This is a genomic window from Streptomyces sp. NPDC049040 (genome assembly GCF_043197715.1).
Classification (GTDB): domain Bacteria; phylum Actinomycetota; class Actinomycetes; order Streptomycetales; family Streptomycetaceae; genus Actinacidiphila.
The window spans coordinates 605,238-628,319 of record NZ_JBICTO010000004.1; the positions used below are offsets into that span (position 1 = coordinate 605,238).

General features: G+C 71.6%; 20 protein-coding genes and 2 pseudogenes. 20 read left to right on the top strand and 2 right to left on the bottom strand.

Annotated features, from left to right (window positions below):
* Positions 1–12 precede the first annotated feature (12 nt).
* Positions 13–298: pseudogene (locus ACGFMP_RS15080) on the bottom strand (BTAD domain-containing putative transcriptional regulator); the annotation flags it as partial.
* Between ACGFMP_RS15080 and ACGFMP_RS15085 the strand changes: the two are divergent.
* Positions 298–616 (top strand): annotated as a pseudogene (locus ACGFMP_RS15085) (alpha/beta fold hydrolase); the annotation flags it as partial. The pseudogenes ACGFMP_RS15080 and ACGFMP_RS15085 overlap by 1 nt on opposite strands.
* A gap of 119 nt (positions 617–735) precedes the next feature.
* Positions 736–1,491 carry a GntR family transcriptional regulator gene (locus ACGFMP_RS15090; protein WP_393672703.1) on the top strand — a complete coding sequence of 252 codons (756 nt, stop codon included), beginning with the start codon at positions 736–738 and terminating at the stop codon, positions 1,489–1,491.
* Between the two features lie 24 nt (positions 1,492–1,515).
* Here ACGFMP_RS15090 and ACGFMP_RS15095 read toward each other — a convergent pair whose 3' ends face one another.
* Positions 1,516–2,460 carry a zinc-binding dehydrogenase gene (locus ACGFMP_RS15095; RefSeq protein ID WP_393672705.1) on the bottom strand — a complete coding sequence of 315 codons (945 nt, stop codon included), beginning with the start codon at positions 2,458–2,460 and terminating at the stop codon, positions 1,516–1,518.
* A gap of 256 nt (positions 2,461–2,716) precedes the next feature.
* Between ACGFMP_RS15095 and ACGFMP_RS15100 the strand changes: the two genes are divergently transcribed.
* From ACGFMP_RS15100 to ACGFMP_RS15185, 18 genes are all read left to right on the top strand, one after another.
* Positions 2,717–3,817, top strand: a complete 1,101-nt coding sequence (locus ACGFMP_RS15100; RefSeq protein WP_393672707.1) for a Gfo/Idh/MocA family protein — start codon at positions 2,717–2,719, stop codon at positions 3,815–3,817.
* 13 nt (positions 3,818–3,830) lie between these two features.
* Positions 3,831–4,550, top strand: coding sequence for a ThuA domain-containing protein (locus ACGFMP_RS15105; protein WP_393672708.1), 720 nt, complete (start codon positions 3,831–3,833; stop codon positions 4,548–4,550).
* Positions 4,551–4,553: 3 nt separating this feature from the next.
* The gene (locus ACGFMP_RS15110; protein ID WP_393672709.1) at positions 4,554–5,528 is read left to right on the top strand and encodes an ABC transporter permease; all 975 of its coding nucleotides are present in this window, start codon (positions 4,554–4,556) and stop codon (positions 5,526–5,528) included.
* Positions 5,529–5,531: 3 nt separating this feature from the next.
* Entirely contained in the window at positions 5,532–7,595 is a 2,064-nt protein-coding gene (locus ACGFMP_RS15115; RefSeq protein ID WP_393672710.1) for a dipeptide/oligopeptide/nickel ABC transporter permease/ATP-binding protein, read from the top strand.
* Positions 7,592–8,806 (top strand): ABC transporter ATP-binding protein, encoded by a 1,215-nt coding sequence (locus ACGFMP_RS15120; protein WP_393672711.1) that lies wholly within the window; start codon positions 7,592–7,594, stop codon positions 8,804–8,806. The genes ACGFMP_RS15115 and ACGFMP_RS15120 overlap by 4 nt, the downstream gene beginning before the upstream one ends.
* Entirely contained in the window at positions 8,803–10,479 is a 1,677-nt protein-coding gene (locus tag ACGFMP_RS15125; RefSeq protein WP_393672712.1) for an ABC transporter substrate-binding protein, read from the top strand. Before ACGFMP_RS15120 ends, ACGFMP_RS15125 begins: the two co-directional genes overlap by 4 nt.
* Before the next feature lie 97 nt (positions 10,480–10,576).
* The gene (locus ACGFMP_RS15130; protein ID WP_393672713.1) at positions 10,577–11,251 is read left to right on the top strand and encodes a ThuA domain-containing protein; all 675 of its coding nucleotides are present in this window, start codon (positions 10,577–10,579) and stop codon (positions 11,249–11,251) included.
* A 43-nt stretch (positions 11,252–11,294) separates the two neighbouring features.
* Positions 11,295–12,086 (top strand): sugar phosphate isomerase/epimerase family protein, encoded by a 792-nt coding sequence (locus ACGFMP_RS15135; protein WP_393672714.1) that lies wholly within the window; start codon positions 11,295–11,297, stop codon positions 12,084–12,086.
* The gene (locus ACGFMP_RS15140; protein ID WP_393672715.1) at positions 12,083–13,054 is read left to right on the top strand and encodes an NAD-dependent epimerase/dehydratase family protein; all 972 of its coding nucleotides are present in this window, start codon (positions 12,083–12,085) and stop codon (positions 13,052–13,054) included. The genes ACGFMP_RS15135 and ACGFMP_RS15140 overlap by 4 nt, the downstream gene beginning before the upstream one ends.
* A gap of 82 nt (positions 13,055–13,136) precedes the next feature.
* Positions 13,137–14,240, top strand: coding sequence for a Gfo/Idh/MocA family protein (locus ACGFMP_RS15145; protein ID WP_393672716.1), 1,104 nt, complete (start codon positions 13,137–13,139; stop codon positions 14,238–14,240).
* An 11-nt stretch (positions 14,241–14,251) separates the two neighbouring features.
* Complete coding sequence (locus ACGFMP_RS15150) at positions 14,252–15,022, top strand: GntR family transcriptional regulator (RefSeq protein ID WP_393672717.1); 771 nt, start codon at positions 14,252–14,254, stop codon at positions 15,020–15,022.
* Between the two features lie 41 nt (positions 15,023–15,063).
* Positions 15,064–17,094: a primary-amine oxidase gene (locus ACGFMP_RS15155; protein ID WP_393672718.1), complete on the top strand. Its 2,031-nt coding sequence runs from the start codon at positions 15,064–15,066 to the stop codon at positions 17,092–17,094.
* Complete coding sequence (locus ACGFMP_RS15160) at positions 17,091–17,843, top strand: sugar phosphate isomerase/epimerase family protein (RefSeq protein WP_393672719.1); 753 nt, start codon at positions 17,091–17,093, stop codon at positions 17,841–17,843. Before ACGFMP_RS15155 ends, ACGFMP_RS15160 begins: the two co-directional genes overlap by 4 nt.
* Positions 17,840–18,958 carry a Gfo/Idh/MocA family protein gene (locus ACGFMP_RS15165; protein WP_393672720.1) on the top strand — a complete coding sequence of 373 codons (1,119 nt, stop codon included), beginning with the start codon at positions 17,840–17,842 and terminating at the stop codon, positions 18,956–18,958. Before ACGFMP_RS15160 ends, ACGFMP_RS15165 begins: the two co-directional genes overlap by 4 nt.
* Positions 18,955–19,977, top strand: coding sequence for an SIS domain-containing protein (locus ACGFMP_RS15170; protein WP_393672722.1), 1,023 nt, complete (start codon positions 18,955–18,957; stop codon positions 19,975–19,977). The genes ACGFMP_RS15165 and ACGFMP_RS15170 overlap by 4 nt, the downstream gene beginning before the upstream one ends.
* Positions 19,974–20,885 (top strand): BadF/BadG/BcrA/BcrD ATPase family protein, encoded by a 912-nt coding sequence (locus ACGFMP_RS15175; protein ID WP_393672723.1) that lies wholly within the window; start codon positions 19,974–19,976, stop codon positions 20,883–20,885. The genes ACGFMP_RS15170 and ACGFMP_RS15175 overlap by 4 nt, the downstream gene beginning before the upstream one ends.
* A 109-nt stretch (positions 20,886–20,994) precedes the next feature.
* On the top strand, positions 20,995–22,455 hold the full coding sequence (locus ACGFMP_RS15180; RefSeq protein ID WP_393672725.1) for an aldehyde dehydrogenase family protein: 1,461 nt from the start codon (positions 20,995–20,997) through the stop codon (positions 22,453–22,455).
* A gap of 18 nt (positions 22,456–22,473) precedes the next feature.
* Complete coding sequence (locus ACGFMP_RS15185) at positions 22,474–23,022, top strand: hypothetical protein (protein WP_393672727.1); 549 nt, start codon at positions 22,474–22,476, stop codon at positions 23,020–23,022.
* The last annotated feature ends 60 nt before the right edge of the window (positions 23,023–23,082 follow it).

Sequence of the window (23,082 nt, forward strand, 5' to 3'; positions counted from 1 at the left end):
CTCCGGCACGGTGGCGAGGGCGGTGCGGGCCTGCTCGGGGTCGTCGGCCCGGCTCCAGAGGGCGGGCACGTCCTAGGCGCCCGATGATCCGGGCGGTCAGGGCGAGGTCCCCGGGGCGCTCCGCCGCTTCGACGGCGGCGAGTGGGTCGCGCCGCGAGTGGACCAGGGCGTCGCCGCCGGCCAGCGTGTCGGCCTGGCGGCCCGCGCGGTGGAGCGCGCGGGCGAGCAGCCCCCAGGCGGGCTCGCGCCAGGGATGCTCGGCGACGTGGGCACCCGGTTCCGCGACCAGGGCGGCTCCTCGCCGTCGGCGGCAGCGGCAGCGGCAGCCCGGTCGTGCTGCTGCACGGCTTCCCCCAGACCCGCCTGATGTGGCGGCACGTCGCCGACCGGCTCGCTGCCGAGCGCACGGTGATCTGCCCTGACCTGCGCGGCTCCGCCGCCAGCGACAGGCCGGCGGACACCGCCCCCGAGACGTACGCCGAGCGCACCATGGCCGCCGACGTGGTGGCCGCGGCGGCGGCCCTCGGCCACGAGCGCGTCGCCCTCGTCGGGCGCTACCAGGGCGCCCCTGGTCGCCTTCCGCGCCGAATTGGACCACCCCGAGACCGTCACCCACCCGCCTGCGGGGGGCGGCTTCGCCACCGCGCGTGGTGGGTTCTGGCCAGAGAGTGGCCGGTGAAGCTAAGGTGATCCGCGCTTGTTCACCGGAGCGGATCACTGCGGGGGCCTTACTGTATGAATGACTCACCTGATGTCTCCGGTGCGGTTCTGCCCGGGCATCCCGAGCCGTTGTGGGTCCAGACGGCCAATGTGATCCGCGGCGAGATCGATCGGGGGGTGCTGCGGCCCGGCGGGCGGTTGCCGCCGGAGCGCGAGTTGTGCCAGCAGCTCGGTATCAGTCGGGTGACATTGCGCAAAGCGCTGAACAGCCTGGTCGCGGACGGTGTGCTGAATCCGTCCCACGGTCGCGGCTGGTACGTCTCGCGGAGCACGCAGAAGAAGGAGTGGCCGAACAGCCTGGAGTCGTTCAGCGAGACGGCGACCAGGATGGGCCTGACACCGCAGTCGAAGGTGCTGCGCGCCGAGTCGAGCCCGGCGAGCATCGACGAGGCGGAGCAGTTGGGCATCGCCCCGGGGACGCCGCTCTTCCGGTTGGAGAGGGTGCGGTTCCTTGAGGGCGTTCCGATAGCGCTTGACCTGACGAGGCTGCGGCACGCGTTGGTGCCGGGGATCGAGCAGGTCGACTTCCAGAACCGTTCGCTGTACTCGACGCTCTCGGCCGCCGGGGTGGAGCCGGTACGCGCGGACAGCACCATCGAGGCGACGAAGGCCGACGAGCGGGCGGCCGAGCACCTGGATCTGGCGCCCGGCGACCCGGTGCTCGTGATGCGGCAGCTCGCGCTGAGCGCGCAGCAGGAGCCGCTGTTCGCCTCGACGATCCGGTACGCGGGCGACCGCTACCGGTTGCGTACGTCGTTCGCCCGGTCGTAGGTGTGGGCCGGCCGGGTCCTGCGGTCAGAACAGCACGACACCCTTGACGAAGTCGGGGGCGGCCTCCTCCATCGCGTGGAAGGCCTTGTCGATGTCGTCGAGCCCGAACCGGTGGGTGATCAGCGGTGCGTAGCTGAAGCGCCGGTCGGCGATCAGGTCGAGGCTCTCGCGCATCGCGGCGATCAGCCGGGTGCGGTCCGGGCAGAAGCCGTTGACGACGGTGACCGCCTTGTACCAGAGGTCCATGTCCATTTTCGCGTCACCGGTGTGGTGGTAGCCGACCACGCACAGGGTGCCGAACGGCCGGACCATGCTGCCGGCCGTCTTCAGCCCGCCGGTGGCACCGGTGGCTTCGAGGACGATGGACGGCCGGGCGTCGGTGGCGCGGCCGGTGTCGGTGCGGTATTCCTCGGGCAGTTCGTCGGGGGCGAAGACGAGGTCGGCGCCGAGCGCGAGGGCACGACTGCGCCGGGCGGGGTCGGGGTCGACACCGATGAGCAGACCGGGCGCGTGCCGCTTGGCGAGCTGGACGAGTCCGAGTCCCATGAAGCCCAGTCCGGCCACGGCCACCCGGACGCCGGGGCTGATACCGGTGCGGGACAGGGCCTCTTCGAGGTCGGCGACGGGCTCACCGATGGCGTGCGCCGGTTCGACGCCCGGCGGCACCGGCAGTATCGCGTTGGCGTCCATCACCGCGTGGGTCGCGAAGCCGTTGCCGCCCAGGCCCGTCACCACGTCGCCGGGCCGCCACCTGGTCGCGTCACGCCCGGTGCCGATGACCTTGCCGACCATCTCGTGGCCGAGCCGGACCGGGGCGCCTGCCGGATCGTGGGTGAGCCACGGCCCGATGTCGGAGGTGCACACTCCGCAGGCCAGCACCTCCACCAGCACCTGGTCGTCGTTGGGGACCGGGGTGTCGGCGGTGACGACTTCGGAGGCGCGGGGGCCGACAAGTTGACTGAACTTCATACGGGTCTCCTGTCCGAGTGGTGCGGGTCAGTGTAGTCGTCTGGTTCTAAGTGGTAAGCCATGGTACGGACCGATCGTGGCCGAATACCCTGTCCACATTGCCCGACTTTGTTGCTGACCTTCCGTATCGGAGGGCGAATTCGCGCCGCGTTACCTCCCATTCGCCCTCTAGACAGGACCGCTCTTCGTATTAAGATGTCGCTAAGTGGTATGCACTTGGCACACCGCCAGATCCGCCTGGAGAGGGGAGCGAGTCATGGGCGACTCCGCGCGGGCTGTCGATGAGGACCTCTCGGCGGTCGTTGTGGGGGCGGGTTCGCAGGGCAGGGTGCACGGTCGCGGCCATCTCGCCGCCGGCGTGCGGCTGACCGGCCTCGCGGACGTGGACACCGGGTCCGCCGAGGCGCTGGCCGCGGAACTCGGCGTGCCCGGCGTCCACGGCGACTTCCGGGAACTGCTCGCGGCGACGCGGCCGGACATCGTCAGCGTCTGCACACCACCGGCCTTCCACCTGGAGGTGGTGCGGGCGGCCGTCGCGGCGGGCGCCCGGGCGATCCACTGCGAGAAGCCGATCGCACTCAGCTACGGCGACGCGCTGGAGATGGCGGCCTGCGCCGCCGACGCCGGGGTCCAGCTGACCTTCAACCTGCAGCGGCGCTTCGATCCGGTGCAGCGGCAGGCCAGGGAGTGGATCGCCCAGGGCGAGATAGGCGAGGTGGTGACCATCGAGGGGTACTGCCCCAACCTGTTCGACTGGGGCACCCACATCCTGGACCTCGTCCTCTTCCACCGGCAGGACGCCGCCCCCGAGTGGGTGCTGGGCCAGATCGACGTATCCGTGGACCGCTACGTCTACGGCGTCTTCACCGAGGCCGCCTCACTGACCCAGGTGGGCTGGGCGGACGGGGTACGGGCGGTCGTCTCCACCGGGCGCGAACCGCACACCTCCGTACTGAACCTGGAGAACGACCTCGGACTGATCGTCCAGGGCACCAGGGGACGGGCCGACATCAGGGGCTCCCGCGCCCGGGTACGGCGCTTCGGCAGGAACGACCTGGTGCGGGAGTCGCCGTTCGACACCGACACCAGCACCTGGGACCACGCGGTCGACCCCGCGATCGTCGCGGGCACCGCGGACGCGATCCGCGACCTGGTCGAGTCGCTGCGGACCGGCAGGCAACCGGCGCTTGACGCGCGGTACGCGCTGCGGGGCGCCGAACTGATCTTCGCCACGTATGAGAGCAGCAGGTCCCGGCGACGTGTCCGGCTGCCGTTGGACCGGATGGACAACGCCCTGACCAGCGGGCGCGCAGAGGGCTTCTGGAGCCCTACCGGTGAATTGCGCTCCACCTACTGAATCGAGCCTCCGCATGCAGATATCCAGGCCCCGCCATGTCTCGGCGCCCCGCGCCACCAGGCCCGCCGCCCCCTTCGCCGGTCCTACCGCCCTCGCCCTGATCAGCGGTGACGACGTGTACGAGGACCTGTTCACCGCGGCCTCCGCGCTGCAGAGCGCGCTGACCGAGGAGGGGTTCGCGACCAGGACCGGCCTGAGCACCGCCCCGCTGGACAACGCGGCCGACGCAGACGTGATCGTCCTCTACACCGCGCTGGGCCGTTTCACCGCCGAGCAGCGCGAGGCGCTGGCGCGCGCGGTGCACGGCGGCTGCGGCCTGGTCGCCCTGCACTCCACGACGGTCCTCGCCTCGCCGCCCGACCAACTGGACGAGGGGGACCGGCTGCTCGCCGAGCTGATCGGCAGCCGCTACCTCTCCCACGGACCCTCGCCGCACGAGAGCCGGTTCGAGGTGGTCCTCGACCAGGACCACGAACTGACCGCGGGCATCGCGCCGTTCGAGGTGACCCACGAGCACTACGAGCTCGCGACGACGGCCGACGTGCAGGTCCTCGCGTGGCGGCAGACCGGCTCCGGCACCGAACCGCTGGTGCACACCCGCCGGTACGGCGACGGCCGGGTCTGCTACATCCAGCTCGGCCACGACATGCGGATCTGGGGTGAGCCCGCCATGCGAAAGCTCGTACGGCGGGCCGCGCGCTGGGCCTGCCGACCCGATCAGAAGGGCGAGTGACCGATGCGCACACTCCTGCGGAAGATCGCCTTCTACCTGCTCACCGCCTGGGCGGCGATCAGCCTCAACTTCCTCATCCCGCGGATCATGCCGGGTAATCCGGCCGACAACCTGATCAACCAGTTCCACGGCAAGCTCAGCCCCTCCGCGGTGCACGCCCTGCGAGTGCTGTTCGGCCAGTCGAACCAGAACCTCTGGCAGCAGTACGTCAGTTACTGGCACAGCGTCTTCACCGGGAACTTCGGCATCTCCTACGCGTACTACCCGTCGAAGGTCAGCACGGTGCTCGGGGCGAGCATGTTCTGGACGCTCACCCTGGTCACGGTCTGCACGGTGCTCGGCTTCGTCATCGGCACCGCGCTGGGCATGCTGGCGGGCTGGAAGCGCGGGACCTGGCTCGACTCGCTGATCCCGGCCACCACCTTCCTGTCGTCGATCCCGTACTTCTGGTTCGCGATCATCGTCGTGTACGTCTTCGCCATCACGCTCAAGTGGTTCCCCTTGTCCGGCGGTTACGCGGTCACCGAGACCATCGGGTTCAACGGCGGGTTCATCGGAAGCGCGATCAACTACGCGATCCTGCCGGCCGTCACCATCGTGGTCGCGTCCGTCGGCGGCTGGCTGATCGGCATGCGCAACATGATGGTCACCACGCTCAGCGAGGACTACGTCCGGCTGGCGGAGGCGAAGGGGCTGCCCAAGCGCCGCGTGATGTACGCCTACGCGGCCCGCAACGCGATGCTGCCGTCCTTCTCCGGATTCGCGATGTCGCTGGGATTCGTCATCGGCGGCTCGATCGTCACCGAAGTGGTCTTCAACTACCCGGGTATCGGCTCGGTCCTCTTCAAAGCCGCCCAGGCGGCCGACTATCCGCTGATGTCGGCCATCTTCCTGCTCATCACCATCCTGGTGCTGATCGCCAACCTGATCGCGGACATCGCCTACGTGTTCCTCGACCCGAGGACGAGGGAGAGCTGATCCATGGCCCTGCAATCCGCTGCCCTCGCAGAGTCGGAGGCCGCAGTCGACACCCCGGAGGCCGGCACCGCGAGCGCGGGTCCCGCCCGGATCTGGCTGCGCATACTGCGCGCCCCGCTGACGCTCACCGGCGTCGTCATCACCCTGGTCTTCCTGGTGCTGGCGATCATCGGCCCGTGGATCTCGCCGTACGACCCCTCGGCCGTCAGTGACGCGGCCAGTGCGTCGCCGTCCCTGTCGCACCTGCTGGGCACCACCCAGAACGGGCAGGACATCCTCTCCCAGATGCTCTACGGGGCCCGTGCCTCGATGCTGGTCGGCATCGGCGCGGCCGTGGTGACCACCGTGCTCTCCGTGCTCGTCGGCGTGACCGCCGGCTACATCGGCGGGCTTGGTGACGAGGCGCTGTCGCTGCTGGCCAACGTGTTCCTGGTGCTGCCGAGCCTGCCGCTGACGATCATCCTGGCCGCGTACCTGCCGCACAGCGGCTCCCTCGGCATCATCCTGGTCATCTCCGTCACCGGCTGGGCGTGGGGCGCCCGGGTGCTGCGGGCGCAGACGCTGAGCCTGCGCAAGCGGGACTTCGTGGAGGCGGCGCGGGCCACCGGCGAGAAGACCTGGCGGATCATCCTCAAGGACATCCTGCCGAACCAGATCGCCGTGATCGCCGCCTCGTTCCTCGGCACGGTCACCGGCGCCATCCTCACCCAGGCCAGCCTGGCCTTCCTCGGCCTGACCGACGTCACCCAGTGGTCCTGGGGCACGATCCTTTACTGGGCGCAGGTCAGCAGCGCGCTGCTGACCGGGGCATGGTGGTGGTTCGTCCCGGCGGGCCTTGCCATCGCGCTGCTCGGCACCGCGCTGTCGCTGGTGAACTTCGGCATCGACGAGTTCATCAACCCCCGGCTGCGCCAGGCCGGCATCGGCACCAAGAAGGCGCAGCGGGCGCAGGTGGCGCGCCGCCGTACCAAGCGGGTCAGGGACCGGGGCGCCGTCGTGCCGCGGCCGGCCGGAGCGCCGTTCACCGCCGACAGCACCGACGTCATCCTCGACGTCCGCAATCTGAAGGTCGACTACGTCAACGGCGACAGCCGCACCCCGGCTGTCAACGACGTCTCGTTCACCCTGCGGCGCGGTGAAGTCCTCGGCATCGCGGGCGAGTCGGGCTCGGGCAAGTCAACCCTGGCGTACGCGATCACCCGGCTGCACAAGCCGCCGGCCGAGATCTCCCAGGGCGAGATCGTCTACACCAAGGCGGACGGCGACACCGTCGACGTACTCGCCATGGGCGACGACGAACTGCGCGGCTTCCGCTGGGAGGAGCTGTCGATCGTCTTCCAGTCGGCCATGCACGCGCTGAATCCGATCATGCGGATCGGGGAGCAGATCGAGGACGTGATCATCGCCCACCGGCCGCGGATGGCGGTACGGGAGCGGGCCGCCCGGGTGGTGGAGCTGCTGGGCATCGTCGGTATCCCTGCCGACCGGGCGAGCTCCTACCCGCACGAGTTGTCCGGCGGCATGCGGCAGCGCGCGATGATCGCGGTCGGGCTGGCGCTCGACCCGGAGATCATCGTCATGGACGAGCCGACCACCGCGCTCGACGTGGTCATCCAGCGGCAGATCATCGAGAAGATCATGGAGCTGAAGGACCGGCTCGGCTTCTCGGTGGTGTTCATCACCCACGACCTGTCGCTGCTGATCGAACTGTCCGACACGATCGCCGTGATGTACGGCGGCAAGATCGTCGAGCAGGCTGCGGCCGAAGACTTCTACCAGCGCCCGCAGCACCCCTACAGCCGCGGCCTGCTCGCCTCGTTCCCGACCCTCGGCGGGCCCAAGCGGGAGCTCACCGGCATCGTCGGCTCCCCGCCCGACCTGCGCAGGCTGCCCGCAGGGTGCGCCTTCGCGCCGCGCTGCCCGCTGGCCTTCGACGCCTGCGAGTCGCAGGTGCCGCGGCTGTACCAGGTCCAGGGACCCGGCGGCAGCACCTCGCAGGCTGCCTGCCTGCTGCACGCGGACGGTGCCGCGGACCCGAACGAACTGGCGACAGGTGAGATGCGATGAGCGGCGACCGGACGACCAAGGACACAGCAGCGGCCGGCGGTACTCCGGCGGACGGCTCCCGACCCGCGCCCGTCCTCGAAGCGGTCAACGTGACCAAGCACTTCCCGGTACGCGGCGGCCGGCTGCGCCGTGGCGGCACCACGCGCGTCGTGCACGCCGTGGAGAACGTCAGCCTGAGCCTGTACGCGGGGCAGATCACCGCCCTCGTCGGTGAGTCGGGCTCCGGCAAGTCGACCCTGGCGCGGCTGCTCGCCCAGCTCCACCCGCTCACCGGCGGCGAGGTGCGGCTGCACGGCGTCGCCGTCCGCTCATTGCGCGGCCGGGCGTTCCGCGAGCACGTGCGGCAGGTCCAGCTGATCCTCCAGGACCCCTTCGCCTCCTTCAACCCGGTCGCGACCATCGCTAGCACCCTCAAGCGCGCGGTGGCCATCCACCACCCGGGCAAGCGGGGCAAGGAGCAGACCGCGGTCATCGACGACCTGCTCGCGCAGATCAACCTGGTGCCGCAGCGGCAGTTCACCGACAAGTACCCGCACGAGCTGTCCGGCGGGCAGCTCCAGCGGGTCTCCATCGCCCGAGCGCTGGCGGCCGACCCCGAGGTGTTCCTCGCCGACGAGCCGGTCTCCAGCCTCGACGTCTCCATCCGCCTGGGCATCCTCAACCTGCTGCGCCGCCTCACCGAGGAGCGCAACGTGGCGATGCTCTACGTCACCCACGACATCGCCTCCGCACGGTACTTCGCGGCCGAGACGGCGGTGATGTACGCGGGTGAGGTCGTGGAGACCGGCCCGTCGGAGGCGGTCACGCAGTCCGCCGCGCACCCCTACACCCAGCTGCTCATCGACTCCGCGCCCGACCCGTCGCGGGCCGGCACCGAGCGGGTGAAGGACATCGGGCAGCCGCCCAGCCTCATCGACCCGCCGGGCGGCTGCCGGTTCCACCCGCGCTGTCCGTTCGCCATGGAGCGCTGCGCGAGCCAGGCCCCGCCGTCGTTCGACCTCTCCGGCGGCCATACGACCCGTTGCTGGCTGTACGCCGACGACGCGGAGGCGCGGGAGCGGCTGGCCGAGAACACCCGGTCGGTCGCGGCGCCGGCCGGACCGACCGGCGCCGGAGACGGCGCGCCGGATCCCGCCACCCCGACCTCCGATCCCGATCTCCCCACAGCAGATTCCGTTGTCCCCACCTCCGAAGGAGCAGACGCACAGTGACCACTTCGCAGTCGTCGATCGCGTCAGGAATGACGAGACGCGGTCTTCTCGCAGGCGCCGCCGCCGGCGCGGGAACCCTCGCCCTCTACGGTTGTTCCGGCTCGTCGGGCGCTTCCGGCGGTGGCAAGGGCACCCTGACCGTCGCCGGCCAGTCCGACAACCTCACGCAGGTCTTCAACCCGTTCCTGGAGAACACCGCCCAGGGGCTCACCTACACCAGCCCCGGGTCGGGCGGCTTCATCTACGAGCCCCTCGTCCAGATCAACACCGTCGACATCGGCAACGACCTCCCCTGGCTGGCGAAGTCCTGGCGCTGGTCGAACGGCAACAAGACGCTCACCATGGAGCTGCAGACCGGTGTGAAGTGGACGGACGGCACCCCGTTCTCCGCCGACGACGTGGTGTTCACCTACACCCTGCTGAAGAACAACGCGGGCCTCAACCTGGGCGGCGTCAACTTCAGCACGGTCACCGCGCCCACCCCCGCGCAGATCGTGTTCACCTTCGACGTACCCTCGGAGCAGTTCTTCACCGAGGTCGTGTCGGTGCCGATCGTCAGCAAGCACATCTGGTCGGCGGTCAAGAACCCGGTCACCTACACCGACAAGAACCCGGTCGGCACCGGCCCGTACAAGCTGTCGACCTTCTCCGCCCAGAGCTTCCTGCTGGTGCGCAACGAGGACTACTGGCAGCCGAAGGCGGAGATCACCGCGCTGCGCTTCGTGGCGTACAAGGACAACCAGAGCATGACCAACGCGCTGGTCCAGGGCCTCGCGGACTGGGGCGGCACGTACATAGCCGACGCCGAGAAGACGTACCTGAGCCGGAGCAAGCACTACAACTACTGGGCGCCGCTCGCCGGCACCGACGGCATCATCCCCAACCTGGAGCGCTGGCCGCTCAGCGACATCGCGGTGCGCAGGGCCATCAGCCTCGGGGTGAAGCGCAAGCAGGTCGGAGCGGCGACCGGTTCGCCGCCCGCCACCAGCGTGACGGGCCTGCCGATGCCCGCCTACGCCTCATCGATCGCCCCGCAGTACAAGAACGTCGGCTTCGAGGAGGACACCGCGAAGGCCGAGCAGACGCTGACCGACGCCGGGTACACCAAGGGCAGCGACGGCTACTTCAGCAAGGACGGCAAGCGCGTCGAGTTCTCGATCAGCTTCCCGTCGGCGTACACCGACATCGCCTCGCGGGTGCAGGTGCTGGTCTCCCAGCTCAAGGACATCGGCATCAAGCTCACCATCGACACGACCACCGTGAACGACATCAACGTGATCACGGCCAAGGGCGACTTCGACTCCACGATGGGCTACCCGGTGAACTCCGCGCCGCGGGCGTTCTCCTACTACTACGACACGATCAACCCGAACCTCTACTACCCGATCGGCAAGGCCACGCCGACCTATCAGAACATCGAGCGGTTCCAGAACCCGGAGGCCAAGGAGCTGTTCAACGAGTACCCGAAGGCCACGACGGACGCCCAGCGGCAGCAGATCATCGACCAGATCGAGAAGATCTTCGTCGACAACCTGCCGTGGATCCCGATGTTCTACTGGGGCAGCTACGGCAACTGGAGCACCGCCAAGGCCACCGGGTTCCCCAGCCCGCAGAACCCGTACTTCAGCCCGGTGCCCAACCCGGTGGTCGCCCTGCGGCTGAAGCCGGTCTGAGCCGCGGCGCGTTCGCGCGCCCCGTAGAGCCGCGCGGCTCCCGACGTCGCCCGCGCCCCCGAACCAGTCCCCTGCCGCACCCCCCGCGAGGAGAGTCATGTCCCACCTCTCGACGCCGAGAGCCATGGTCGTCGTGAACGGCGACGACATCCACCACGACCTGCTGAGCGCCGCCGGAGTCTTCCAGCAGCTCGGTGTCGAGGCCGGGTTCGCCACCCGCAAGGCCATGGGCACCAGCCGCTTCGTCGATCCACGGCCCGAGACGGCCGAGTCGGACGTGTACCTCTTCTACACCGCGGGCGGCCACTTCGCGACGGACCAGCAGCAGGCGCTGGCCGACGCGGTGCGGGCCGGCAAGGGGCTGGTCGGGGTGCACGGCGCGAACATCATGGGCTGGCAGGGCGACGGTCTCGACCCGGCGGACCGCCCGCTGTTCGAGCTGCTCGGCAACCGCTACCTCTCCCACGGGCCCGGCCACCACGAGGGCCGGCACACGATCGAGATCGTCGCGGAGCACCCGGTCACCCGCGGACTGACCGACTTCGAACTCTTCGACGAGTACTACGAGTTCGAGCTGGCGGACGAGGACGTGACGGTGCTCGCGCAACGGCACCGCGCGGACGGCGCCGTCATCCCGGTGCTCTACGCCCGCGAGGTCGGAGCCGGTCGCGTGGTCTATCTGGCGCTCGGCCACGACATGCGCTCCTGGGGCGAGCCGCCGGTACGCACGCTGGTCCGGCAGGCGCTGCTGTGGGCGTCCGGCCGTGACTGAGACGACGAGTGCCGGCCCCTCGGGGCCGGCCGGAGGAGGAGACATGGCAGCCGGTATCGGCGTCATGATGTACACCGTGCTCGAACAGGCGCGGGCCGACCTGGAGGGCACCATGGCCCGGCTGGCCGGGATGGGCTACCTGGGCGTCGAGACGTACGGCCTGGTGGAGCACTTCGGGCCGGCTCGGGTCAGGGAGGCCATCGCCTCGGCGGGGCTCACCCTGACCAGCGCCCACACGCCGTTCCCTGCCGGGCCGGGTGCCGAGGAACTGCTGGACCTGAACCAGGAGCTGGGCGCCGAGGTCCTCGTGTGGAGCATGGAACGCGAGGAGTTCGACTCCCCCGACGCGATCCGGCGCGGCGTCGAGCGGGTCAACGAGGCGGCGGAGCGCGCGGCCGCGCGCGGTATGAGCATCGCCTACCACAACCACTTCGCCGAGTTCTCGCAGTCGTTCGCCGGCCGGTCGGCGTACGACCTGCTCCTGGAGCTGCTGGACCACCGGGTGCTGGTCGAACTCGACGCCTACTGGACGGTGATGGGCGGCGCCGACCCGGCCGGCGTCCTGGCCGGGCTCGGTGAGCGGGCGCGGTTCGTGCACGTCAAGGACGGTCCCGCGGTCAGCTACGAGGAGGACGTGATGGTACCGATCGGGGAGGGCGGGATCGACTGGACCCGCACGCTGAGCACACCGTCCGGACTGCGCTGGCACATCGTCGAGCTGGAGCGGCTGCACATCGACACGTTCGAGGCGCTGCGCCGTTCCTACGACCACCTGGTCGGCCGCGGGCTGTCCCGTGGCGCGTTCGTCCCGGCGCCGACCGAGGAGCGGGCATGAGGGTGCTGTTCCTCGGCGGTGCCGGGATGATCGGTTCCGCGGCGGCCGCGCAGGCCGTCACCTCCGGCGCCGACGTGACGATCGTGACGCGCTCCGAGCCGTCCCGTGCGGTCGCCGACGGCGTGCGGCAGCTCCGCGCGGACGTCCGCGACCCCGCGGCCCTCACGTCGGCCTTGGGCGACGAGGAGTTCGACGCGGTCGTCAACTGGGTCGGCTACACGCCTGACGACGTGAGCGCCCACCCGGGGCTGTTCACCGGCAGGACCGGTCAGTACGTCTTCATCAGCACCTGCTCGGTCTTCGGGCGGCCGGTGCCGAACCTGCCGATCACCGAGTCCAGCCCGCGCCGCCAGCCGGTCTTCGGCTACGCGCGGGACAAGATCGCCTGCGAGCTGCTGCTGGAGGACGCCTACCGCTCGGCCGACTTCCCGCTGACGATCGTGCGGCCTTTCCACACCTACGACCGCACGGTGATTCCGGTGCTCGCGGGGTGGACGGCGATCGAGCGGATGCGGGCGGGCCGGCCGGTGGTGGTCCACGGCGACGGCACGTCGCTGTGGTCCCTCACCCACGCGCGGGACTTCGCGCAGGCCTTCGTGCCGCTGCTGGGCCTGGACCACGCGGTCGGCGAGAGCGTCAACGTGGTCAGCGGCGACATCCTCACCTGGGACCAGATCCACCTGACCCTGGCCGGCGCGGCCGGGGTGCGCGCGCCCGTCCTGCGGCACCGTTCCAGCGAGTCGATCGCCGAGCACGTCCCGGGCTGGAACGAGGTGCTGGAGCACGACTTCCGGCACTCGATGCTCTTCGACACCTCCAAGCTGCGGGCACTGGTCCCGGGCTTCGCTCCCCAGGTGTCCTTCGCCCAGGGCGCGCGCGAGGTGCTGGCCCACCACGACGCCCACCCGGAGCTGAGGTCGGTCGACGAGGAACTGTCCCGTGCCTTCGACTCGCTGCTGGAGGGCTGATGGGGGCCGCAGTCCACCAGTGGTCTTTAGTGGTCTATATTTAATGGACCATCGCATACCATGAGTAGACCAAAGAGCTAACGTGAGAGTCCGGACCGGGCAGCGGCCCGCAGCCGGGCACCGCAGGACGAGGGAAGAGGAACGCGTGATCGGCGTCGGTCTCATAGGTTCGGGATTCATCGGCGACACATACGCGGACGCGCTCCAGGACGTACGCAACGCGGCTCTGGTCGCCACCTGCTCGCGCGACCTCGCGCGCGCCACCGCGCTGGCCGCCAAGTGGGCTCCGGACGCGCACTGTTACGACGACATGGCGGCCCTGTGTGCCGACCCGGCCGTCGACATGGTGGTCGTCGCGGTCCCCAACGAGGCACACCTGGAGGCGGTACGGGCGGTCGCCGCGGCCGGCAAGGGCGTGGTGTGCACCAAGCCGCTGGCCCGCAGCGGCGCCGAGGCCGCACAGATCCTGGACGTCGTCCGCGAGGCCAGGGTCTGGCACGGCTACGCGGAGAGCTCGGTCTTCTCGCCCAACATCGCCAAGGCGCACGACATGGTCGCCGCCGGCGCGATCGGCGACCTGCTCACCATGCGGGCGCGCGAGGCCCACTCAGGGCCGCACGCCCCGCACTTCTGGGACGCCGAGACCGCCGGCGGCGGCGCACTGCTCGACATGGGGTGCCACACGGTGGAGTCCGCCCGCCACTTCTTCGGCAAGGACAACCCGATCACCGAGGTCTTCGCGTGGGGCGCGACGCTCGCCCACGCGGACCGGACCACCGGCGAGGACACCGCCATCGCGCTGCTGAAGTTCGCCGGCGGCCAGCTCGCCACCGTCGAGTCGTCATGGATCGAGAAGGGCGGCATGCAGCTGCGCCACGAACTCGTCGGCAGCGCCGGCCGCCTGGTCACCGACACCTCCGCGACACCGGTGTGGGGCTTCATCGAGCGCCCGGCCGGCTACCTGGTGGAGAAGGCCGACGCCGACACCGGCTGGGTGTACCCGGTACCGGAGGAGGCCCGCGCCTACGGCTTCAGCCAGCAGATGCGGCACTTCGCCGACTGCTTCGCCCGCGGCGAGACACCACGCGAGACCTTCGAGGACGGCGTGGTCGTCAACCGCGTGCTGGACGCCTGCTACGCCTCGATGCGCTCCCGTACGTGGGAGAGGGTCCAGGCCGCCGCATGAGTACGGACCACATGAGCGCACAACGGCCGGACCCGGCCTCGCCGCCGGCGCTGACCGGCGGTTACCCCGAGCCGCTGTGGATGCAGGCGAAGGCCGCGCTGGAGAGCCGGATCGCCGTCGGCGAGGTCAAGCCCGGCTCCCGGCTGCCGCCTGAGCGTGAGCTGTGCCAGATGCTCGGTATCTCGCGGGTCACCCTGCGCAAGGCGCTGACCGCCCTGGTCGAGGAGGGCGTGCTGCGCGCGGCGCAGGGCCGCGGCTGGTACGTCGCGGCCGCGGAGCGCAAGGAATGGCCCAACACGCTGGAGTCGTTCTCCGAGACCGCCCGCCGGATGGGGCTGGTGGCCACGTCCCGGGTGCTGCGCCGCGAGAGCGGTCCGGCCAGCTTCGACGAGGCGGAGGCGTTCCAGATCGCCCCCGGCACCCCGCTCTTCCGGCTGGAGCGGGTCCGCATGCTCGACGGCGTACCGATCGCGGTCGACCACTCGCTGGTCCCCGTCGACGTCGCCGTCGGCTTCGACGAGGTCGACTTCACCGCCCGTTCCCTCTACGACACGATCGCCGGCGTCGGCTTCGAGCTGGCGCAGGCCGACACCACCATCGAGGCGCGCCCCGCCGACGCGGCGCTCGCCGGTCACCTGGCCATCGCGGCAGGAACCCCGGTCCTCGAAATGCGGCAGATCGTCCGCGACCGCGCGCAGCGTCCGCTGCTGTCCTCGTCGATCCGCTACGCCGGCGACCGCTACCGCCTGCGCACCTCCTTCATGCGGAGCGCCGGGATTTGAGCCCGCGCCCCCCGAACCCCCTTCGCAGAAGCGGAGCCCCCGTGACCACAGCAACGCAACCTCCCGCCCACGGCAGCGCACCCGGCCGCGACGACGCCGACGCCTACCTGGCGCCCGCGCTGGCCGGCGCCCTCGCCTCGCCCCGCCCCGACGAGATCACGGCGTGTACGGCCCTCCTGCGGCGGGAGGGTCTGCTCGGCCCCGACACCCACGTCTCCTACTTCGGCCTGGCCGAGCAGGACAAGCGCGAACTGCTGGCCGGCGTAGTCGCCCCGCGCCGCTTCCGCGTCATGCTGATCGACCTGCGCACCGGGCTCTCGCACGACGTCGTCGCCTGCCCCGGTGAGGACCGGATCGTCTCGACCCGCGTGCTCGAGGTCGCCTCGGACGGCCATGTCCCGGTGGTGCTGGCCGAGTTCGCACTCGTCGAGGAGATCGTGCACCGCGACGAGCGCTGGCTCGCGGCGATGCGCAGGCGCGGCCTGACCGACATCGGCCGGCTGCGCGTCAACCCGCTGTCGGCCGGCGTGCCGGGCGAGGGCGAGGACGGCCGCCGCATCCAGCGCTGCTTCACCTTCCTGCAGAAGACGCCCGACGACCTCGGCTGGGCGCACCCGGTCGACGGCGTCACCGTCGTGGTGGACGTCGTCACCCGCGAGGTCCTCGACGTCGTCGACCACGCGGAGCTGCCGGTGCCCGACGAGGACGGCAACTTCCATGACCCGCAGTGGGTCGGCCTGCCGCCGCGCGCCGGGCTGAAGCCGATCGAGATCAGCCAGCCGGAGGGCCCCAGTTTCACCGTCGACGAGGACGGCGTCCTCGAATGGCTCGGCTGGTCCCTGCAGATCGGCTTCGACCAGCGCGAGGGCCTGGTGCTGCGCAACATCGCCATCGACGACGCCGGCCGGCGCCGTCCGGTCCTCTACCGCGCCTCCCTGGCCGAGATGGTGGTCCCCTACGGCGACCCCGCCCCGCAGCGCTGGTTCCAGAACTTCTTCGACTGCGGCGAGTACCTGCTCGGCGGCTTCGCCAACTCTCTCGAACTGGGCTGCGACTGCGTCGGCGACATCACCTACCTCGACGCGGTGCTCGCCGACAGCGCGGGCGGCGTCCGCGTCGTCCCGCAGGCCGTCTGCATCCACGAGGAGGACACCGGCATCCTCTGGAAGCACTCGGACAACTGGAACGGCTCCTCGCAGTCCCGCCGCAACCGGCGGCTGGTGATCTCCTTCTTCGTCACGGTCGGCAACTACGACTACGGCTTCTACTGGTACTTCTCGCTGGACGGCGCCATCGAGCTGGAGGTCAAGGCGACCGGTGTCGTCTTCACCTCCGCCTACCCCGGCCCCGGCTACGAGTTCGCCTCGGAACTCGCCCCGGGCCTCGGCGCCCCCTACCACCAGCACCTGTTCAGCGCCCGGCTGGACATGGCGGTCGACGGCACCGGCAACGCCGTGGACGAGGTGGAGGCCCAGGCCGTACCGCGTGGACCGCGCAACCCGAACGGCATCGGCTTCACCCAGTCCGTCACCCGGCTGCGCACCGAGGCCGGCGCACAGCGGCTCGCCGACAACACCCGCAACCGGTCCTGGGTGGTCACCAACCCCTCGGTCGCCAACCGGCTGGGCAACCCGGTGGGCTACCAGCTCCACCCCGAAGGTCGGCCGGTGCTGCTGGCGGACGCGGACTCCGACATCCACCGGCGGGCCACGTACGCCACCCGGCACCTGTGGGTGACGCCCTACGCACCGGACGAGAACTACCCGGCGGGCGACCTGGTCAACATGCACAAGGGCGGCGCCGGCCTGCCCGAGTGGACCTCGGCCGACCGCTGCGTCGAGGACACCGACATCGTGCTGTGGCACACCTTCGGGCTGACCCACTTCCCGCGGCCCGAGGACTGGCCGGTGATGCCCGTCGACTCCGCGGGCTTCGCCCTCAAGCCCTACGGCTTCTTCGACCGCAACCCGGCGCTGGACATCCCGGCGTCCACCGCGGCCCACTGCCACCCCGGCGGGCACGACCCGCACGACCACGGACAGCACCACGACCAGGGAAAGGCCGGCGCATGACGACCGCAGCACCGCTGGGGATCCAGCTCTACAGCGTGCGGGACGACATCGGACCCGCGGACCTCGGCCGCACGCTCGCCCGGCTGGCGGGCCTCGGCTTCACCCACGCCGAGCCGTACGACATCCTCACCGACACCGACGGGCTCGGTGCCGCCCTTCGCGACGCCGGGCTGAGCGCCGCCACCGCCCACGCGTCGGTGCTGCGGCACGACGTTGACGACGTGCTGGACGCCGCGCAGGAGCTCGGCATCGGGTGCGTCATCACGCCGTACGTCGACCCTGGCAGCATCGCCGACAGGACCGGGGTGGAACACCTCGCCGCGACGCTCAACGCCGCCGCAGGGACGGCTGCCGCCCGCGGCATCCGGATCGGCTACCACAACCACGACTTCGAGTTCGCGCAGACCGTCGACGGGGTCCCGGTCTACGACCTGCTCACCGCGCTCCTCGACCCGGCGGTCGTGCTGGAGGTCGACGTCTACTGGGCCGGTGTCGGCGGCGCCGACGTCTTCGAGCTGCTGCCCCGCCTGGGCAGCCGGGTGCGGCACCTGCACGTGGTGCACGAGCGGGAGCCGGGCAACGACCGCCCGGTGCTGGGCGTCGACACGGCCGGGCGGATGGCCGAGGTGCTGGCGCTGACCGCGGCGAGCGTCGAGCTGCCCGTCGTCGAGGTCGTCGCCCACCACAGCGACGTATGGCCGCTCGTCGAACGCAACGCGGCGTACTTCCTGGCAGGAGCGGCGGCATGAGCGGGCCTTTCCGGGTCGCGGTCGTCGGAGCCGGCGACATCTCCGACCAGTATCTGAAGGCCTTCGCCGGCTACCCCGACCTCGCCGTCACCGCCGTGGCCGACCTGGTGCCCGCCCGCGCCCGCGCGCAGGCCGAGGCCTACGGCGTGGCCGGCTGGGGCACCACCGCCGAGGTGCTGCGCCGTGACGACGTCGACCTGGTGGTGAACCTGACCGTCCCCGCCGCCCACGCCGAGGTCGCGCTGGCCGCCATCGCGGCGGGAAAGCACGTCTGGGGCGAGAAGCCGCTGGCACTCGACCGGGTGAGCGCCCGCGCCGTTCTCGACGCCGCGGACGCCGCGGGCGTGGTGGTCGGCAACGCCCCCGACACGGTGCTCGGCCCCGGGGTGCAGACCTCCCACCGGCTGCTGTCCGAGGGCGCGATCGGCGAGCCGCGGACCGTACTGACCCTCATGCAGGGCCCGGGACCGGATCTGTGGCACCCGCGGCCGCAGTTCCTGTTCGCCAAGGGCGCAGGGCCGCTGTTCGACATCGGCCCTTACTACCTGACCGCGCTCGTCCAGCTGCTGGGACCGATCGTCTCGGTCAGCGCGAGCGGGCAGATCCCGCGCGCCGAGCGGGTCATCAGGTCCGGGCCGGACGCCGGCACGGCCTTCCCGGTCGAAGTGCCCACCCACGTCAGCGTGGTGACGGCGTTCGCCTCCGGGACGGTCGGCACCTCCGTATACAGCTTCGACTCCCCGCTGCGCCGCCAGCTGTTCGAGATCACCGGCAGCGCGGGCGTCATGGAGGTCCCGGTCAGCGGGTTCGACGGCGACACCCGGCTGCTGACCGGTACCGCGCCCGACACGCCCTGGACCACCGTGCCCGCCACCGGCGCCCCCAGCGGCCGCGGGGTCGGCGTCCTGGAACTGGCCCGCGCCCTGCGGGCGGGGCAACGGCCGCGCGCCAGCGGCGAGCTGGCCTACCACGTGCTCGACGTCATGCTCGCCGTCGAGGAGTCCGTCGACCTCGGAGAACCCGTCCGGGTGGCGAGCAGCGCACCTGAGGTGCCCCCGATCCCACCGCAGTGGGACCCGACCACACGGACCTACGACGGAACGGAGCAGACATGAGCGACGGTTACCTCGCCTACAGGACGGCCCGGCAGAACCAAGGCCAACAGCTGGAGGCCGCGATAGCCCGGCTGACCCCATCGGTGGCCTCGCTCGGTGCGGCCGGCCTGCTCACCGGTCCCGGGCCGGTGTTCGTCGGCATCGGTGCCAGCCTGGCCGCCGCGTGCGCCCCGGTGTGGTCGCTGCGCAGCCGGGGCGTGCACTCCTGGCGGCTCGGCGCCGGCGACCACCCGCTGCCGTACCCCGCCAGCGAGCACCCGGTGTTCGCGGTGTCGCAGAGCGGGCGCAGCTCGGAGACCCTTGCGGTGCTCCGGTCCGTCGACCCGCGGCTGCGCCACGCCGTGGTCAACATGACGCCCTCGCCGATCGCGGACGTCGCCACCGGCGTGCTCGACATCGGCAGCATCCCCGACAGCTACGCGTCCACGATCGGCTACACCGCGACCGTCGCGGCGCTCGGCATGCTCGCCGACGCGTGGGACGGCGGCACCCCCGACGAGGGCTGGGCCGGGCTCGGCGCGCTGTTCGCCGCGACGGAGAAGGAGCTGCACGAGCAGGTACGGGCGCTGGCGCCGCTGTTCGCGACGGCCACCTCCGCCGACTTCGTCGGCGCCGGTCCCGCGGTGGGCTCGGCCGAGGCCTCCGCCCTGCTCTTCCGGGAGGTCGTCCGGATCCCGTCGACCGGGATGAGCACCCGCCAGTACCTGCACGGCGCCATGGAGTCGGCCGGCGGCGGAGTGCACGTCGTCTTCGGTGACGAGCGCGAGCACACGGTGGCCGACACACTGGCGGCCGCCGGGCACCCGGTGGTGCTCATCACCGCAGAACCGGTCGAGAAGCGGCCGCGTCTGCACCCCGTGCGGGTGCCGCGGCTGCCGGCGGCGCAGCGCGCCGTCATGGAGATCCTGGTCGCGCAGATCCTCGTCGAAGCGGTCGCCGAGGTCCGCGAGGTGGAGATCGAGGAGTTCGTCTTCCACAACTCCGACATCAAGGTGACCACCGAGGGACCCGCGGTATGAGAGTCCTCGTCGGAGCCGACATCGGCGGCACGAAGCTCGCGATCCGGGTGGCGGCGCCGGACGGCGCGATACGCGCCGACGTCGAGATCCCGTCCACCGGGTGGGACGCGGCGCCGGTCGAGCAGGCCGCACGCTGGCTGCTCGACCGGGTGCGCCCCGCGCTGCCCGCGGGCGACGAGATCGCCGCACTCGGAGTCGGCGCGCAGGGCTGCGACACCCAGGAGCACTGCGCCCGCCTCGCAGCCGCCTTCGAGGCGTCCGCGGTACCCGCCACGGTCGTCAACGACGCCGCTCTGCTCGTCCCGGCGGCCGACCTGGACCACGGGATCGGCGTGATCGCCGGCACCGGATCCATCGCGGTGGGCACCGACGCAGGCGGCACCGTGCTGTTCGCCGGCGGCTGGGGCTGGGTGCTCGGCGACGAGGGCAGCGCGCCGGCGATCGTCCGGGAGGCGGCCAGGGCGGCGCTTGCCGGGCACGACGCGGGGCTCGCCGACGACGGGCTGCTGTCCGAACTGCTCGCGCACTACGGCGCCGACGACGCCCCGGGGCTCGCCCGCGCGGTCAACGACGCCCCCACCACGGAGAACTGGGGTCCGGCCGCGCCCGCCGTCTTCCGGGCCGCCGCCGCGGGCTCCGCGTCGGCACTCGCCGTCGTGGACGACGCGGCGACCCGGCTGACCGCCCTCGTGACCAGGCTGCGGGCGCGCGGCGCCGTCGGCGGCACCGTCGTGGCCGCGGGCAGTGTCGTGCTGGGTCAGCCGCTGCTCGCCGACCGGCTGCGGGCCGGGCTCGGCGCCGCGCACCCCGACCTGACGCTGCGCCTGCTGGACGTGCCGCCGGTCGCGGGCGCGGTGGCGCTGGCGGCGGTCCGCAACCGAGGCGCGGGGACGGGCACCTCCGCATAGGGCCCGTGCTCCGGCACGGGCGGTACGGCGATCACGCGGACACCCGCCCGGGGGCGGCCCGCGCCCGATCCTCACATTCCACCGGGAGCAGTCCCGAAAGGAGCTGAGCATGGCAGAGCACAATCACCCCTGGACGGGGGCCATCTACGTCGACGGCCGGTTCCGGCCGCCCGCCGCTGGAGGTTCCCTCCCGGTTCGCGACAAGTCCTCGGTCGAGGCGATCGGCGTCGCAGGCAACGCCGAGGCCGAGGACGTCGACGCGGCGGCGGCCTCCGCGGTCACCGCACAGCGCGAGTGGGCGGCGCTGCCCTACACCGAGCGCGCCGCCGTACTCCGCAGGGTCGCGACCGCACTCGGGAACGCCGACGGCCTCCGCGAGTTGATCATGCGGGAGACCGGCAGCATCGCAGGCAAGGCCGACTACGAGATCGCCTCGGCGGCCGGCGAGCTCACCGAGGCCGCGGCACTGGCCTCCCGGCCGGTCGGAGAGGTCCTCCGGACCGGCCACGCGGACCGCTTCTCGGTCAGCGAGCGGGTGCCCGTCGGCCTGGTCGCGGCCATCACGCCATGGAACTTCCCGCTGGTGCTGGGCATGCGCGTCATCGCGCCCGCCCTCGCGCTCGGCAACGCCGTCCTGCTCAAGCCGTCGCCGGAGACGCCGCTGTCCGGCGGCCTGGCGATCTGCGAGCTCTTCGAGCAGGCCGGGGTACCGGCCGGCGTCTTCCAGGTGCTCCCCGGCGGCGAGGCGGTCGGGCGCCGGCTGGTCGAGCACCCGGACGTGGCGATGGTCCACTTCACCGGCTCGACGACGGTGGGACGCGAGATAGCCCGTACCGCCGGGTCCCTGCTGAAGAAGACGTCCCTGGAACTCGGGGGCAACAACGCCCTGCTGGTCCTGGACGACGCGGACGTCGAGCAGGCCGCCATGATCGGGGCGTGGTCGAGCTTCCACTACCAGGGGCAGACCTGCATCAGCGCCGGCCGGCACATCGTCGACCGCCAGGTCGCCGACGCCTACCTGCGCGATCTCACCGACCGCGCGGCGGCCGTCACGGTCGGCGATCCGCTGCGCGACGGCACCGGCCTGGGTCCGATCATCAACGACGCACAGCTGGCCCGTGCCAGGAAGCTGCTCGACGAGGCGGTCGCCGGCGGTGCCCGGATCCTGACCGGGGGCACGAACGAGGGCAGGTTCTTCCGCCCCACCGTCGTCGTGGACGTCGACCCGGCCTCCGCGCTGTGGACCGAGGAGATCTTCGCCCCGATCGCACCGGTCGCGGTCGTCGACGGCGTGGAGCAGGCCGTCGCGCTCGCCAACGACACCCGCTACGGCCTGGTCTGCTCTGTCGTCGGCGCCGACGTGCAGCGGGCCACCGCGGTCGCCCGCCGGCTGAACTGCGCGATGGTCCACGTCAACGACGCGACGCCACAGGACGAGCCGCTCGCCCCGTTCGGCGGGATCGGCCAGTCCGGTCTCGGCGGCCGGGCCGGCGGCGACTCGAACCTCGAGGAGTTCACCGAGAAGCGCTGGCGGACGGTCGCGAGCGGCCCGGTGCACTACCCGTACTAGCCGGGCCCGGGCGACGCGATGCACGAACTGGCGGCGGTGGGCGGGCTCGCGGGGGCCGTCGCGTGCCTGGCGGACCGGCTGGCCGGGCCGGCCCGCGAATGGGGGCCGCCCGCTGTCGTGCTGGCCGTCATGGCGCTGATGGCCTGCGGGGTGTGCGGCACGGGACTGGCGGCGGGATCCCTCGCCGTCGCCGGTGCCTGCCTGTGGACCGCGCTCGCCGGCCCGCGCCACTGCGGCCGGGCATCCGCTGTCGTGGACCTCGCCACGATGGCGCTGCTGACCGCGGCGGCTGCCCGGCCAGGGCAGGCGGGGACCCCGGGCCACCCGTCCGGGATGCGCATGGCGGGCGGCCCGGTGTCGTACGACGTGCGGCTGTTCCTGTTCCTCGTCACCTGCTGGGTGCTGGCCAGGGCGGCGGTCCGCCTGGCGGCACTCGTGGGCTCCGCCGCGTCCTGCCCGCCGGCGGCGGCCGCGGCGGACGCGGCGGCCGGCGCGAACGGCCGGACGGTCCTGCGGGAGGCGGGCAGCACCGCGATGGTCGTCGCGATGGCCGCCATGCTCGCCTGACGGCACGTGTCCGTACGGTGAAAGCCAGCGCCGACCGGAGCGTCCGGGCGGCGACCGGGG

Bases quoted from the DNA above. Each gene is read 5' to 3' on its own strand.
- ACGFMP_RS15090 (WP_393672703.1), top strand. From the start codon at position 736: ATGAATGACTCACCTGATGTCTCCGGTGCGGTTCTGCCCGGGCATCCC.
- ACGFMP_RS15095 (WP_393672705.1), bottom strand. From the start codon at position 2,460: ATGAAGTTCAGTCAACTTGTCGGCCCCCGCGCCTCCGAAGTCGTCACC.
- ACGFMP_RS15100 (WP_393672707.1), top strand. From the start codon at position 2,717: ATGGGCGACTCCGCGCGGGCTGTCGATGAGGACCTCTCGGCGGTCGTT.
- ACGFMP_RS15105 (WP_393672708.1), top strand. From the start codon at position 3,831: ATGCAGATATCCAGGCCCCGCCATGTCTCGGCGCCCCGCGCCACCAGG.
- ACGFMP_RS15110 (WP_393672709.1), top strand. From the start codon at position 4,554: ATGCGCACACTCCTGCGGAAGATCGCCTTCTACCTGCTCACCGCCTGG.
- ACGFMP_RS15115 (WP_393672710.1), top strand. From the start codon at position 5,532: ATGGCCCTGCAATCCGCTGCCCTCGCAGAGTCGGAGGCCGCAGTCGAC.
- ACGFMP_RS15120 (WP_393672711.1), top strand. From the start codon at position 7,592: ATGAGCGGCGACCGGACGACCAAGGACACAGCAGCGGCCGGCGGTACT.
- ACGFMP_RS15130 (WP_393672713.1), top strand. From the start codon at position 10,577: ATGTCCCACCTCTCGACGCCGAGAGCCATGGTCGTCGTGAACGGCGAC.
- ACGFMP_RS15135 (WP_393672714.1), top strand. From the start codon at position 11,295: ATGGCAGCCGGTATCGGCGTCATGATGTACACCGTGCTCGAACAGGCG.
- ACGFMP_RS15140 (WP_393672715.1), top strand. From the start codon at position 12,083: ATGAGGGTGCTGTTCCTCGGCGGTGCCGGGATGATCGGTTCCGCGGCG.
- ACGFMP_RS15150 (WP_393672717.1), top strand. From the start codon at position 14,252: ATGAGCGCACAACGGCCGGACCCGGCCTCGCCGCCGGCGCTGACCGGC.
- ACGFMP_RS15160 (WP_393672719.1), top strand. From the start codon at position 17,091: ATGACGACCGCAGCACCGCTGGGGATCCAGCTCTACAGCGTGCGGGAC.
- ACGFMP_RS15165 (WP_393672720.1), top strand. From the start codon at position 17,840: ATGAGCGGGCCTTTCCGGGTCGCGGTCGTCGGAGCCGGCGACATCTCC.
- ACGFMP_RS15170 (WP_393672722.1), top strand. From the start codon at position 18,955: ATGAGCGACGGTTACCTCGCCTACAGGACGGCCCGGCAGAACCAAGGC.
- ACGFMP_RS15175 (WP_393672723.1), top strand. From the start codon at position 19,974: ATGAGAGTCCTCGTCGGAGCCGACATCGGCGGCACGAAGCTCGCGATC.
- ACGFMP_RS15180 (WP_393672725.1), top strand. From the start codon at position 20,995: ATGGCAGAGCACAATCACCCCTGGACGGGGGCCATCTACGTCGACGGC.
- ACGFMP_RS15185 (WP_393672727.1), top strand. From the start codon at position 22,474: ATGCACGAACTGGCGGCGGTGGGCGGGCTCGCGGGGGCCGTCGCGTGC.